We start from the raw sequence: 12,872 nt of genomic DNA on the forward strand, positions 1-12,872 counted from the left end.
TGTGGTAAAAATGCAGCCGAACTTGGAGCGCTATCAGAAGGCGATTATCCCTAGCCTTTTGGCTGAGGCTGGCGCCCGCCCAAGAGCCGGCGGCCGAGGTTGTCAAACCTTCGCCGGGCGGACTCACCGGTGCCTTCCGCGATTCTTGTCGCCTCTCCGGGCATTGCCTATAACGTCCGGCAGGGATGCGGGTGTAGCTCAATGGTAGAGCAGAAGCTTCCCAAGCTTACGACGAGGGTTCGATTCCCTTCACCCGCTCCAGCTTTCGATTCCCCCCGCCCCGATATTCCTCGCCGCCTTCGCCCGGTGAATGAAGCCGATTCCCGGATGCCGAGCGCAGACGGAAGAACGCACGCATGTCCGCCGTGTTTCGGATCGAGCCCGAAGCGGCAGCATCGACGCCGACCGCCGAAAAATCACGCCGGATTCCCGCGCTTCACGTCCGACGGCCGTATCCCGAACTTGCGGCGGAACGTCGTGCTGAAGTGGGAGGAGCTGTTGAAGCCGACGCGGTAGGCGATCTCCGTCAGCGTCTGCGCCTCGTGGCCACTCTTGAGCAGCATGTCGTAGCTGCGCTCCAGCCTCCGGTTCCAGACCCAATGGGACACGGAGGTTCCTTCGAGGCGGAAAAGCGCGTGGAGATAGCGCAGCGAGATCCCGTTGCCCTTGGCGATGGCCTCGACCGTCAGGTCGGGCTCGCAGAGATGGTCTTCGATCCAGGCCTTGACGGAGCGCAGGCGCGCCTTCTGCACGGCCTGGTCCGACAGTGGCTCCTCGCCATGGGCCGAATCGAAGGCCAGCGCCAGGACGTCCATCAGCTCTTCGCCGAGACGGGCGCGAATGGGGGCCTCGAGCGGAGCGCCTTGCGTGGCCAGCATGGAGCAGAATTCGACGGCGATGCGGCCCAGCCCTTGGCCGGTGCTCAAGGTCGCGGAGAGCGGGGCGCGATCCTTCGCGAAGCGCGAGGCGAAAGCCTCGCGCGGGATCTCGAGATAGTAGGACCGGATCTTCCCCTGGCACTGCAGGTCGTAAGGCTCGGAGGCGCAGAAGAGCGCGCCCGTTCCGGCATTGGTCGACAGCGCGGCGCTGGACTGGAGAACATTGATGTTGCCGCTCTGGATGAATTGAACGTAGTAGCAATCCTTGTCGAGCTTCGCCAAATGCGAGCGCCGGCGCGAGATCTGCTGATGCGAGAGCAGGATGTCGGTCACCGTGACGGCGCCGAACTGCGCTTCGCGGATGAAGCCTTCGTAGTTGGACGGATCCTCCGCCTTGACATCGACATGGACATAGACGTCGCAGATCGCGTCGCGCCAGGCAGCATAGCGCTTCGCCTGCGCCAGGCTCTCCGTCGAGAAGACTAGGTCCACCGTTCCCTCCCTGGTCTGGCTCGAGGAACCTCATCGGCCCGTCCGGGGCGCGGCCTGTGGCCACGGCGCCGCCGAGTCGAAGGGCCCAGTTTTTTCTAGGTTTTTTATCCCTTTATTTCATTCTTCGCCTTTCGGGTTGCGGCAGCAATAAAAACTTCAAGTGCACGGGCAAGCAAAAATCCTGCACGCCCAGGCAAGAATCGCCTTTTCGGCCGGTGGTACTCCGCCACACACGGCAATTGGCCAAAAGACGCCAAAGACCCGTGAGCCCGACGGGATCGTCGGGGTGGAGGAATACCCATGTTCCGCGTCTTCAATCTGACGCAAGAACGCATCGTCTTTCTGTTCGCGCTGGCCCTTCTGGCGGCGTTTGCCGTCTTTCTCCCCGGCTTCTCCGCGCCGGACAACCTGCTGGCGCTGGTTCGCAGCGTCTCGGTGCTGGGGATCCTCGGCGTCGCGATGGCCCTTGTCGTAATTGGCAGAGGTATTGACCTATCTCTGGTCTCCCTCATGGCCATGTCGCTGGCCTGGTCCCTCCAGCTCGTGACCAACGGCATGTCGCTGGCCGGCGGGCTCGCCCTGGGACTGGTCATGTCCCTCGTCTTCGGGATCATCACCGGCTTCCTGATCGCCTATATCGAGATCCCCGCCATCTTCGCGACGCTGGCGATGGGGATCCTGATCTACGGCTTCGGCCGGCTCTTCCTCATCGATCTCGACGTCGTCTACCTGCCGGACGCGGCGCATCCGATCGTCTGGATCGGCGCCGGGAACCTCGAAGGCATTCCGGTCCCCGTCCTCGTCTTCGTCCTCGTCTGCGCGCTCGCCGCCCTGTTCCTCCGCTACGTCAAATCGGGCCGCTTCATCCGCGCGATCGGCGACAACCCGCTGACCTCGCGGATCACCGGCCTGCCGGTCCGTCCGGTCGTCGTGATGCAGTATGCGCTTTCCGCCATGGTGGGATTTCTCGCCGGGCTCGTCACGGTGACGTCGGTCAACAGCATGAACACGCGCATCGCGATCTCGACCTTCGTCTACGACATCATCCTCGTCGTGGTGCTGGGTGGGATCGGTCTCTCGGGCGGCCGCGGCGGCATCCGCAACGTCATCGTCGGCACGCTCCTCATCGGCATCCTGATCAACGGGATGACGATCATGAACATCCAATACACCGTCCAGAACGTCATCAAGAGCGTCATCCTGCTCGCCGCGATCGTCGCCGACACCATCATCAACCCGCGCGACGAGCAGACGGCTCAACAAGGCGACATCTGATCCATCCGTGAAACAACCAACAAACGGCTTACCAGGGAGAACACCATGAGAAGCGTGAAAGCATTGCTGCTGGCGGCAGCCATCGGGCTCATCGGCACGACGGCGATGGCCGACGGCATCGACGATCCGGCGCGGGCATCCTACTACGACGCCTTCAAGGGCAAGCGGGTCGCCTACGTCCCCGTCGCGATGGGCTTCGACCTGACCGAAGGCTGGGCCGCCGGCCTCCGCAAGTATCTCGAGCCTCTCGGGATCAAGTTCGAGGTCCGCGATCCGAACTGGAGCACCGACGCCGGCGCCCAGGCCATCACCTCGCTGATCGAGGAGAAGCCGGACGTCATCGTCGTCCATAACCCCGACGTCCAGTCCTACGCCAAGCTCCTGAAGAAGGCCGAGCAGGCGGGCATCTATGTCGTCCAGGTCAATATGCGCTCGAGCTACTCGACCGACGCCTTCATCGGCGCCGACTATGTCGGCATGGGCGAGTATCTGGGCAACCGCCTGGTGGAGAAATGCTCGCCGGCCAACGGCGGCAGCGGGAAGGTCTCGATCACGCAAGGCGTGCTGACGGCCGCGGCCAGCGCCTATCAGATGAAGGGGATCGAGAACGTCCTGTCCCAGCATCCCGAGATCAAGGTCGTGTCCAACCAGGCCGCCGACTGGGATGCCACCAAGGCCCGTACCATCATGGCGACCGCCCTGCAGCAGAACCCCGATCTGTGCGGGGCCGTGGGCTTCTGGGACGTGATGGATGTGGGCACGGCTTCCGCCATCAAGGAGGCCGGCAAGAACGTCTATCTGATCACGCAGGGCGGCGGCAACCAGGCGGCTTGCGACAATCTGGAGAAGGGTCTCTTCAGCGAGGTCGTCGTCTATCACGTGCCGAGCCAGGCCCGCGACATGGCCGACATGATCAAGAGCCTGCTGCAGAACAAGCCGAAGCCGGGCGAGACGCATACGACGCTGTTCACGCCTCTCACCATCCTGACCAAGGACACGATGAAGCCCGGCGACTGCTGGAGCCTCGACGCCAAGGGCTGACCGCCCGTTGCCGTCGCCGGCGGCGTTCCCCTCGAGGAACGCCGCCGGCGCTTCTCTCCTGGCCTGCACCGCTTGACGTCGAGTTCGAGATGTCCCTCGCTGAGACCGTCACCTATTGGCGTTACCGGCTGATCCCCGACCATATCGTTGGCGAGATTCTCGCCAAGCGGTGGATCGACAACGCCATCCCCTTCTTCATCCTGGTCGTCGTGGTCGCCGGCTTCAGCTATCTGATGCCGGGCTTCTTCAGCCTGGGCGGCCTTTCGACGCTGACGCGGCAGCTGGGCGAGTTCGGGCTCGTCGTCATCGCGATGACGATCGTGATGCTGGCGGGCGGCATCGATCTGAGCGTCGGCTCGAACTTCGCGCTGGCGAACATCACCACGCTGGCGCTCCTCAACGTCTATGAGCTCCCGCTGGGCGTGGTGTTCGTCCTGACGATCGCCGTCGGCGCCCTGGTCGGGCTGGTGAACGGCATCCTGGTCGGCTATCTGCGCCTGCGCGCCTTCCTGACGACGCTCGTCACGCTGATCATCGTCCGTGCGGTCGTGGATATGCTGCTGCTGCAGCTGGCGGTGCGGATTTCCGCGGGTTTCGTCGACAACGACCTGTGGGACTATCTCGGCGACGGCACGGTCCTCGACATCCCGTTCAGCTTCGCGCTCTTCATCGTGATCGCGATCCTCGCCCATATCGTGCTCAGCCGGACGAGGCCCGGCTGGCAGCTCATGGCCGTGGGCGGCATGCGCCGCTCCGCCTACAATGTCGGGATCCCGGTCCGGCGCACGATCTGCCTCGCCTATGTCGCCTCGGGCATGCTGGTGGCGCTCGCGGGCTTCCTGTTCGCAGCGAGGCTCGGCGGCGCCGGCTCCGACACCGGCCTCGGCATGGAGATCACGGCCCTGACCGCGGCGGTCCTGGGCGGCAACAGTCTCGGTGGCGGGCGCGGCTCCGTGGCCAAGGCCATGTTCGGCGCCATCATCGTCATGATCCTCATCAACGGGCTGGTGCGGCTGGGGATCCCCAGCGGCGCCAACTCGTTCATCCTGGGATTGATCCTGCTGATCGCGGTCGCGATCGACGTGCGCTGGCTCAAGAACCGCCACAAGGTGCTGGCCAAGGTCTATGTCTCCCCGACCTTCCAGAGCCTGCCCGAGACCTTCGGCACGGAGCGGAATTCCTCCTCGCCCTTCGCGCTGAACGACAAGCTGCGGGAGGTGTCGGCGATCGGCCTCGACGAGATCGACGGGCCGGAGGACGTCATCCTCGACGGGGAGGATCACCTCTATGCCGGAACCCGCACCGGCGACATCGTCCGGTTCCTGGCGCCCGACTATCGGCAACAGGAGGTGTTCGCCCATGTCGGCGGGCGGCCGCTCGGCATGGCCTTCGCCAAGGACGGCACGCTTCTGTGCTGCATCGGCGGCATGGGGCTCTACCGCATCGGCAAGGACCGCCAGGTCGCGAAGCTCACCGACGAGACCAACCGGACGCCCTTCTCGATCATCGACGATTCGCGCCTCAAGCTGGCCGACGATCTGGACATCGCGCCCGACGGCCGGGTGTTCTTCAGCGAGGCGACGATCCGCTACGAGATGCATGAATGGCCGGTGGATTGCCTGGAATCGCGGGGCAACGGCCGGATCGTCTGCTACGACCCCAACAGCAACTCGACGCGCACGGTGCTGCGGAACCTGATCTTCCCGAACGGGATCTGCATGACCCACGACGGCGTCTCGTTCCTGTTCGCCGAAACCTGGGGATGCCGGGTGAGCCGGTATTATTTCGACGGGCCCAAGGCCGGCACCGTCGAGCCGGTGATTCCCAATCTCCCCGGCTATCCGGACAACATCAACCGCGCCTCCGACGGCAGCTATTGGCTGGCGCTCGTGGGCATGCGCACGCCGTCCCTCGATCTCGCGCTGAAGATGCCGGGCTTCCGCCGGCGCATGGCCCGTCGCGTGGCCCCGGACGAGTGGCTCTATCCGAACATCAACACGGGATGCGTGCTGCGCTTCGACGAGGCGGGGCGGATCCTGGACGTGATGTGGGATCTGGGCGGCCAGAACCACCCGATGATCACCTCGATGCGCGAGCATAAGGGCCACCTTTATATCGGCGGCATCCTGAACAACCGTGTCGGCCGGCTGCCGCTCAAGGGCGCCGATCCGAACTGGTCGGGTCCGGAATCCTATTGGGGACGGGGATGAGCTTCATCCTCACCCGGTTCCTGGACGCGGTCCTGGGGCGTGGCGAGAGCGCCATCACCGTCCCCGCCCTGGATGGCGCCTTCAAGCCCAACCGCAAGCTGGACGAGGCGTCGCGCCGGTTCGCGATCGATCGTCCGAGCGGGATCGTCGCCGGCGAAGGCGGCGTGCTGGTCGCCAGCGGCGAGGAGATCAGACGGCTGGATGCCGGCGGTTCCTGGTCGCTCGTCCATCGGGCGGAGGCGACGATCGCCTGCCTGGGCGCGGCCTGGGACGGCATCGCCGTCGGGCTGGAGAACGGCATCGTCAAGATCGTGGGCGGCCGGTTCGACGGTGTGCGGTTCGAGCCCGTTCCCGACGCGCGGTGCCCGGTGGCGATCGCGGTCAGCGGAGACAGCCTCCATGTCTGCCACGGCTCGGCCTCGAACGGCCCGTCCGACTGGCAGCGCGATCTCATGGAGCGCAACAGGTCGGGTTCCGTCTGGGAGCTGGCACCTGTCTCGGGAAGCCGCCGCCGGATCGCCGGCGCGCTGGCGTTTCCTGCCGGCATCGTCGCGGACGGGGAGACGCTGATCGTCTCCGAGAGCTGGAACCACCGCCTCGTCCGCCTGGATCGGTCGTCGGGCGCGCTGCGCGACGTGCCGCTGGGGGACCTGCCGGGCTATCCCGGCCAGATCGTCCGCGACGGCAAGCAGGGCTATCTCCTCTGCGTCTTCGCGCCGCGCAGCCAGCTCGTCGAGTTCATCCTGCGCGAACCCGGCTATCGGCGGCATATGCTGGCCGAGATCGAGCCCCGGTACTGGGTGGCGCCGGCCTACCGGGCCGGCCAGTCCTTCTACGAGCCCCTGCAGGGCGGCGGCGTCAAGCATCTCGGGATCTTGAAGCCTTGGGCGCCGACGCGCTCCTTCGGCATGGTCGTCCGCCTGGACGAGAACGGCCTTCCCCTCGAAAGCTTCCAGAGCCGTGCCGACGGGACGACCCACGGCATCGTCGGCGCGGTCCGGCACGCCAACGGCCTCTATGTGGCATCGAGAGGGGATGGCGTCGTCGCCAGGCTGGAGACCGGGGCCGGCGGCGGGGCAGGCGCGCCATGACGGTCATTCTCGAGCTCAGGGACGCGACCAAGGAATATCGCGGCGTTCCGGCCCTCAAGAACGTCACCTTCACGCTCGAGCGCGGCGAGGTGCATGCGCTGCTCGGCGAGAACGGGGCCGGCAAGTCGACCTTGACCAAGATGCTGGCCGGCGTGGTGCCGCCGACCGCGGGGCAGATCCTGCTCGACGGCAGGCCGATCGAGCTGGCGAACCCCGCGGATGCCCTCAAGAAGGGCATCGCCATGGTCTATCAGGAGACGAGCCTGGTTCCCTCCCTGACCGTGGCCCAGAACCTCTATCTCGGGGATGCGCGCTGGTTCAACCGCCTGCGCGGGATCTATATCGCGGCCCAGCAGTTCCTGCAGTCCCTGAACTTCCCGGTCGATCCGACGGCGCTGGTCTCGAGCCTCGGCGCGGGCCAGAAGCAGATGGTCGAGATCGCCCGGGCCGTCCATCACAAGGCGCGGGTCATCGTTTTCGACGAGCCGACGGGCACGCTGACGCCCGAGGAGAAGCACCACTTCTTCGCCCTGGTCAAGCGTCTGCGCGAGCGCGACGTCTCGATCATCTTCATCTCGCACGCCATCGAGGAGGCGCTGCAGATCTCCGACCGCATCACGATCCTGCGCGACGGCGAGCATGTGGTCACGGATGCGACCGCCAATTTCGACCGGGCCCGGATCGTCAGATCGATGGTGGGCCGCACGCTCTCCGAGGAGCTCTATGGCAAGGCCGGCCAGCGCCGGTTGCGGCCCGCCGGCCGCAAGGTGCTCAGCGTCCAGAACCTCTCCATGGGCAACCTGGTGCGGAACAACACCTTCTCCGTCTTCGCCGGCCAGATCACGGGTGTCTTCGGGCTGATCGGTTCGGGCCGCACGGAGACCGCGAAGGTGGTTGCCGGCGTGATGAAACGCGATTTCTTCCATGGCGGCCAGGTGCGGCTCGAGGGCCGCCCCGTCCGCTACCGGGTGCCCCGGCCGGCCGTGCGCGACGGCATCCTCTATGTGACCGAGGACCGCAAGCTCGAGGGCTTCTTCGAGACCATGTCGGTCGCGGAGAACATCTATCTGGCCGCGGTCGCCGGCGGCCAGAGCCGCGCCCGGATCATCAGCTTTTCGGAGATGAGGGCGCTCGCCGAAGAGTGGACCAAGGCGCTCGCTATCAAGGTGATCAATGCCGATGCCCGCGTGATCGAGCTTTCCGGCGGCAACCAGCAGAAGGTCGTGGTCGCGAAGGCGCTGGTGCAGAAGCCCAGGCTGATCATCTTCGACGAGCCGACGCGCGGCGTCGATGTCGGCGCCATCGCCGAGATCCATCAACTGATCAACAGGCTCGCGGACCAGGACCTCGCGGTGATGGTCATTTCGTCCTATCTTCCGGAGATCCTCCATCTCTCCGACCGGATCCTGGTCTCGAGGCAGGGGCGCATCGTCGAGGAGTTCACGGGCGCGGAAGCCGACGAGGAGACGATCATGTATGCGGCGGTGCATTGATGTCGCCGGCAGCGAACTCGCTGAGGACGACAAGGGCGGCCCGCGATGTCCTGTCGATCGCGGATATCGAGGCGCTGGAAGCCTTGCCTTATGACGAGCTCGTCCCCGCCCGCACGCTGCTCGACCTGCTGCGCGCGACGGCGACGCTGCATCCCGATCGGCCGGCGGTCACCACCATTCCGGCCGGTGGGTTCACCGGTCGTTCCTTGACGCTCTCGCACCGGGAGCTCCATCGGCGCGTTGTCCAGGCGGCGAACCTCTTTCGCGGCCTGACGGGCCGCTCGGACGGCGGCACCGTCGCGTTCCTCGGTCCGGTCGTCGACGGCATGATGGAGGCGCTGCTCGGCGCCCAGGTCGCGGGCGTCGCCAGCACCATCAACTATCTGCTCAGCGCCGAGGTGATCGCCGATCTGCTGACCGCGGAGAACGCGACCGTCCTGGTCCTGACGCCGCCCGAGGCCGATGCGGCGATCTGGCAGAAGGCGCAGGCCGTCATCGAGCGGACCTCTTCGCTTCGCCATGTCGTGGTGCTGGGCCGCGCGGGCGCCGGCGTGCGGCCGATGCTCGAGTTCGCCGAGGCGGCGAACCGGCATCGGGAGGAGGCGCTGGAATTCGAGATGCAGGCCTCGCGCGAGACGGTCTGCGCGCTGTTCCATACCGGCGGCACGACGGGACGGCCCAAGCTCGTCCCGCTCACCCATGGCAATCAGATCCATGCGGCCTGGAGCTTCGCCCAGGTCCATGGCTTCGACGAGACCGATGTCGTCATCGACGGGTTTCCCCTCTTCCATGTGGGCGGCACCATCACCGCCGGCCTGTCGGTCCTGGCCGCCGGCGGCCATGTCATCGTTCCCTCTCCCTATGGCCTCAGGGACCGGGAGGCGGTACGGACCTACTGGAAGATCGCCGAGGCCTTCCGCGCCACGATCGTCGGCGGCGTGCCGACCTCGATCGCGACGCTCACGGACATCCCGATCGCGGGCGCCGATCTTTCCTCCGTGCGGATGGCGGTGACGGGCGGGGCGGTCTGCCCCAAGGCCGTGAGCGAACGCTTCTCGGAACAGACCGGAATCCGCCTGTTCGAGACCTACGGCATGACCGAGACGGCCGCGGCCATCGCCTTCAACCCGGGCCGCGGCACGCCGCTCCAGGGGAGCGTGGGCTTCCGGGCGCCCTTCGCCCAGACGCGGATCGCGAGCCTCGATCCCGCCCAGCGCGGCGCGAGCTGCCCGCCTCTGACGAGCGGTCTGGTCCTGGTCAAGGGACCGCAGGTCTTTCCCGGCTATGTCGATCCCAAGCATAACCAGGGCGCCTGGAGCCCGGATGGCTGGCTCATCACCGGCGATGTCGGCTACCTGACCGAGGACCAGCGGCTGGTCCTGACGGGCCGGGAGAAGGATCTCATCGTCCGCAGCGGCCACAACATCAACCCCGCCGACATCGAGGACGTGGCCAACGATTTCCCGGGCGTGCAAATCAGCGCCGCCGTCGGGATGCCGGACGCCTATGCGGGCGAGGTGCCGGTTCTCTTCGCCGTGCCGGCGCCGGGTGCCGAGCTCGATGCGGGCCGGCTGCAACGGCATATGGACGAGCATGTCGCCGAGCCGCCGGCGCGGCCCCGGCGGGTCTTCCTGATCGACGCCCTGCCGATGACGGCCGTCGGAAAGATCACCAAGGGCGATCTCAGGGACCGTGCCATCGTCGAGAAGGTCCGGATGGAATCGGAGCGGATTTTCGGTCCCGCCCTCGTCCCCACCGTCACCGTCGCCAGGGACGAGAAGCTGAACACGGTGGTGCAGGTCGAGATTCAGACGGGAGACGAAGCGGCCCTCCAGAAGTTGAAGGAAGCGCTGGAGCCGCTGCCGCAACGTTACACCGTGGTCACGAGAAGCAGAACATGACATCGGATCCGGTCGCCTTGAGCCGCTCCGGCGGCATCGCCCTCCTCACGCTCAACCGTCCGGCGGCTCTGAACGCCATGTCCGAGGAGATGGTCGCCGGCTTCGACCGGGTGCTGGACGAGCTCGCCGCCGACGGCACCCTGCGCGCGGCCATCGTGACCGGCGCCGGCAAGGCGTTCTCCGCCGGCGGGGATCTTCGCGAATTCGGCCGAAAGCTGGAGCAGGACCCGCAATCGCTCCTGGCCACGCTGGCCCACAATCAAGGGGTTCTCGGCAAGGTGGAGCGGCTGCCTTTTCCCGTCATTGCGGCGGTCAACGGCGTCGCGGTGGCCGGCGGGCTGGAGCTCATCTTGTGCTGCGATGTCGTGCTGGCTTCCGAGCAGGCGATGATCGGCGACGGCCACGCGAAATATGCGATCGTGCCGGCCGCCGGCTCCTCGGTGCGCCTCTTCACCAAGATGCCCGCCAACCGGGCCTTGCACATGCTCTACAGCGCGGAGCTGTTCCCGGCCGCCAGGCTGCAGGAGTGGGGATTGGTGAACGAGGTCGTCGCCGCCGACCGCCTGCTCGACCGGGCCCGGGAGATCGCGGAGCAATATTGCCAGCAGAGCCCCCAGGTTCTAAAGCACATGAAGGCCCTGGCGCGTGCCGGGGTCGAGGCCCGTATCGAGGCGGGGCTGCAAGCGGAGCTGCGCGCCTTCGAAATCCATCTGGGAAGCCGCGATCTGGCGGAGGGCCTCAAGGCCTTCCGGGAAAAACGGAAACCCACCTACTAGAAGAGCCTGTCGATGGACATACGTTTTGACGGCCGGGTCGCGATCGTCACGGGTGCGGGCCGGGGGCTGGGCCGCAGCCATGTGCTGGGCCTGGCCGCGCGTGGCGCGAAAGTGGCGATCGTCGATTTCGACCCCTCCACCGACGGCGCGCCGCCCGCCGCCTCGGCGGTCGCGGCGGAAATCGGCGCGCAAGGCGGCGAGGCCATCGCCATCGGCGCCAATGTCGCGGATGCGGCCTCTGTGCAGACCATGATCGAGCAGGTGCTCGCCCGGTGGGGACGGGTGGACATTCTCGTCAACAATGCGGGCATCCTGCGCGACAAGAGCTTCGCCAAGATGGAGCTGGCCGATTTCCGCCTCGTGCTCGAGGTGCATGTGATGGGCACCGTCAACTGCACCAAGGCCGTGTGGGAGCGGATGCGCGAGCAGAAATACGGGCGCATCGTCCTGACCGCGTCCTCCTCGGGCCTCTACGGCAATTTCGGGCAGTCCAACTACGGCACGGCCAAGGCCGCCATGGTCGGGCTGATGAACGTGCTGCATCTCGAGGGCGAGAAGTACGATATCCGCGTCAACGCCTTGCTGCCGACGGCGGCCACCCAGATGACAGAGGGCCTGTTCCCCGAGGCGGTCGCCCGGCTGGCGACGCCCGAATCGATCACGCCCGGGCTGCTGTTCCTCGTTTCGGAGAACGCCCCGTCGCGCGTGATGCTCTGCGCCGGTGCGGGCACCTTCGCGCGCACCCTGATCACGGAGACGGTGGGCGTCCATTTCCCGGAAGCGGATCGCACGCCCGAGGCCATCGCCGCCGCCTTCGACCGGATCTCAGATCCCACGGGCGCCACCGGCGTCGCGACCGCCTTCGCGCAGACCGAGAAGCTCGTGGCGCTCGCTCGCTCGTAGAAGGGCCGTCCCGTCGACAGGCTGTACCGCTCGGGCCCCGCACTCTTTCTATTGTTGCAGCGCCTCTACGACCTTCGGGTCGTTCAGCAGCGCCTCGAGCTTCGTCTGATAGGCCTTCGCGACGGCGATTCTGGCATCGCGAGGCAAAGCGGCAGGCCCGAGGTTGTCCTTGGCCGCGCCGATCTTGCTTTCGGCGAGGATGCCGCCACTCCTGTCTAATACCGTCAATGTGACGTCATAGAGCAGGCTGGTATTGAAGTAGGTATCGGACTTCCATTCCTTGATCACGAGCAGCAGCGCGCGATCCTTGGCTGCCGCCAGCAACGCCTGCTTTGCTTCCTGATCACTCGATGCCAGCGCTGTTTCGACAGGATCGGCGCTGAAGCCTTTGCTCTTGAGCGCTGCGACGATGGTATTCCTGAAATCCATGCTGAGCGGATTCTTCGACAATGTCGTGATGTCGAAGGGGTTGCCGAACCCGCCGCGATAAAGGCCGCAGAAATTTTCTTTCTTGTCGTGATCGAGAATGTAGGGCCGCTGGTCCTGCACGGCGACTACTACCGAGCTGCTGCCTTGGGCCGTCAGCTGCGGCATGGCGGTGGTGTAGTCATGCTGATTGCCGACCGCACAGGCGCTGAGCAACAGCGCCGCCAGACAGGCCAGAAGCCTGTGCATGGTCTGTTTCCCCCTGAGAACCAGTATTCGCTCCTGACGCCATTATGCGGGGACTTTGGCGCTCTCGCAACCTTCGCGGGAGAAATCCACTGCCTGACTTTCAACCGGAGAGCGGCGAGGTCCCATCACTGGTTGGA

10 protein-coding genes and 1 tRNA gene are annotated in these 12,872 nt (G+C 66.0%); 9 read left to right on the forward strand and 2 right to left on the reverse strand.

Annotation, left to right across the window (positions count from 1 at the left end; genetic code table 11):
• The first annotated feature begins 187 nt into the window (after nt 1-187).
• Nucleotides 188-261, forward strand: a tRNA-Gly gene (locus FRZ61_RS03085).
• 155 nt (nt 262-416) lie between these two features.
• Here FRZ61_RS03085 and FRZ61_RS03090 read toward each other — a convergent pair.
• Complete coding sequence (locus tag FRZ61_RS03090) at nt 417-1,370, reverse strand: helix-turn-helix domain-containing protein (RefSeq protein ID WP_151114924.1); 954 nt, start codon at nt 1,368-1,370, stop codon at nt 417-419.
• 300 nt (nt 1,371-1,670) lie between these two features.
• Between FRZ61_RS03090 and FRZ61_RS03095 the strand changes: the two genes are divergently transcribed.
• From FRZ61_RS03095 to FRZ61_RS03130, 8 genes are all read left to right on the forward strand, one after another.
• Nucleotides 1,671-2,645 (forward strand): ABC transporter permease, encoded by a 975-nt coding sequence (locus FRZ61_RS03095; RefSeq protein WP_151114925.1) that lies wholly within the window; start codon nt 1,671-1,673, stop codon nt 2,643-2,645.
• Between the two features lie 45 nt (nt 2,646-2,690).
• The gene (locus FRZ61_RS03100) at nt 2,691-3,686 is read left to right on the forward strand and encodes a sugar ABC transporter substrate-binding protein (protein ID WP_151114926.1); all 996 of its coding nucleotides are present in this window, start codon (nt 2,691-2,693) and stop codon (nt 3,684-3,686) included.
• 89 nt (nt 3,687-3,775) lie between these two features.
• The gene (locus FRZ61_RS03105) at nt 3,776-5,896 is read left to right on the forward strand and encodes an ABC transporter permease (RefSeq protein ID WP_151114927.1); all 2,121 of its coding nucleotides are present in this window, start codon (nt 3,776-3,778) and stop codon (nt 5,894-5,896) included.
• The gene (locus FRZ61_RS03110) at nt 5,893-6,987 is read left to right on the forward strand and encodes an SMP-30/gluconolactonase/LRE family protein (RefSeq protein WP_151114928.1); all 1,095 of its coding nucleotides are present in this window, start codon (nt 5,893-5,895) and stop codon (nt 6,985-6,987) included. The genes FRZ61_RS03105 and FRZ61_RS03110 overlap by 4 nt, the downstream gene beginning before the upstream one ends.
• Nucleotides 6,984-8,480 (forward strand): sugar ABC transporter ATP-binding protein, encoded by a 1,497-nt coding sequence (locus FRZ61_RS03115; RefSeq protein ID WP_151114929.1) that lies wholly within the window; start codon nt 6,984-6,986, stop codon nt 8,478-8,480. Before FRZ61_RS03110 ends, FRZ61_RS03115 begins: the two co-directional genes overlap by 4 nt.
• A complete protein-coding gene (locus FRZ61_RS03120) occupies nt 8,480-10,381 on the forward strand; it encodes an AMP-binding protein (protein WP_151114930.1) in 1,902 nt (633 codons plus the stop codon). Before FRZ61_RS03115 ends, FRZ61_RS03120 begins: the two co-directional genes overlap by 1 nt.
• On the forward strand, nt 10,378-11,157 hold the full coding sequence (locus FRZ61_RS03125; protein ID WP_151114931.1) for an enoyl-CoA hydratase/isomerase family protein: 780 nt from the start codon (nt 10,378-10,380) through the stop codon (nt 11,155-11,157). Before FRZ61_RS03120 ends, FRZ61_RS03125 begins: the two co-directional genes overlap by 4 nt.
• 12 nt (nt 11,158-11,169) lie before the next feature.
• A complete protein-coding gene (locus FRZ61_RS03130; protein WP_151114932.1) occupies nt 11,170-12,060 on the forward strand; it encodes an SDR family NAD(P)-dependent oxidoreductase in 891 nt (296 codons plus the stop codon).
• Between the two features lie 48 nt (nt 12,061-12,108).
• Here the strand turns inward: FRZ61_RS03130 and FRZ61_RS03135 are convergent, their stop codons facing one another.
• Nucleotides 12,109-12,735 (reverse strand): hypothetical protein, encoded by a 627-nt coding sequence (locus tag FRZ61_RS03135; protein ID WP_151114933.1) that lies wholly within the window; start codon nt 12,733-12,735, stop codon nt 12,109-12,111.
• Nucleotides 12,736-12,872: the final 137 nt, after the last annotated feature.

Source organism: Hypericibacter adhaerens, assembly GCF_008728835.1.
In the GTDB taxonomy this organism is placed as follows: Bacteria; Pseudomonadota; Alphaproteobacteria; order Dongiales; family Dongiaceae; genus Hypericibacter; species Hypericibacter adhaerens.

Coding starts and splice junctions, on each gene's coding strand:
- FRZ61_RS03120 (WP_151114930.1), top strand. CDS start 8,480: ATGTCGCCGGCAGCGAACTCGCTGAGGACGACAAGGGCGGCCCGCGAT.
- FRZ61_RS03110 (WP_151114928.1), top strand. CDS start 5,893: ATGAGCTTCATCCTCACCCGGTTCCTGGACGCGGTCCTGGGGCGTGGC.
- FRZ61_RS03095 (WP_151114925.1), top strand. CDS start 1,671: ATGTTCCGCGTCTTCAATCTGACGCAAGAACGCATCGTCTTTCTGTTC.
- FRZ61_RS03115 (WP_151114929.1), top strand. CDS start 6,984: ATGACGGTCATTCTCGAGCTCAGGGACGCGACCAAGGAATATCGCGGC.
- FRZ61_RS03130 (WP_151114932.1), top strand. CDS start 11,170: ATGGACATACGTTTTGACGGCCGGGTCGCGATCGTCACGGGTGCGGGC.
- FRZ61_RS03105 (WP_151114927.1), top strand. CDS start 3,776: ATGTCCCTCGCTGAGACCGTCACCTATTGGCGTTACCGGCTGATCCCC.
- FRZ61_RS03125 (WP_151114931.1), top strand. CDS start 10,378: ATGACATCGGATCCGGTCGCCTTGAGCCGCTCCGGCGGCATCGCCCTC.
- FRZ61_RS03135 (WP_151114933.1), bottom strand. CDS start 12,735: ATGCACAGGCTTCTGGCCTGTCTGGCGGCGCTGTTGCTCAGCGCCTGT.
- FRZ61_RS03100 (WP_151114926.1), top strand. CDS start 2,691: ATGAGAAGCGTGAAAGCATTGCTGCTGGCGGCAGCCATCGGGCTCATC.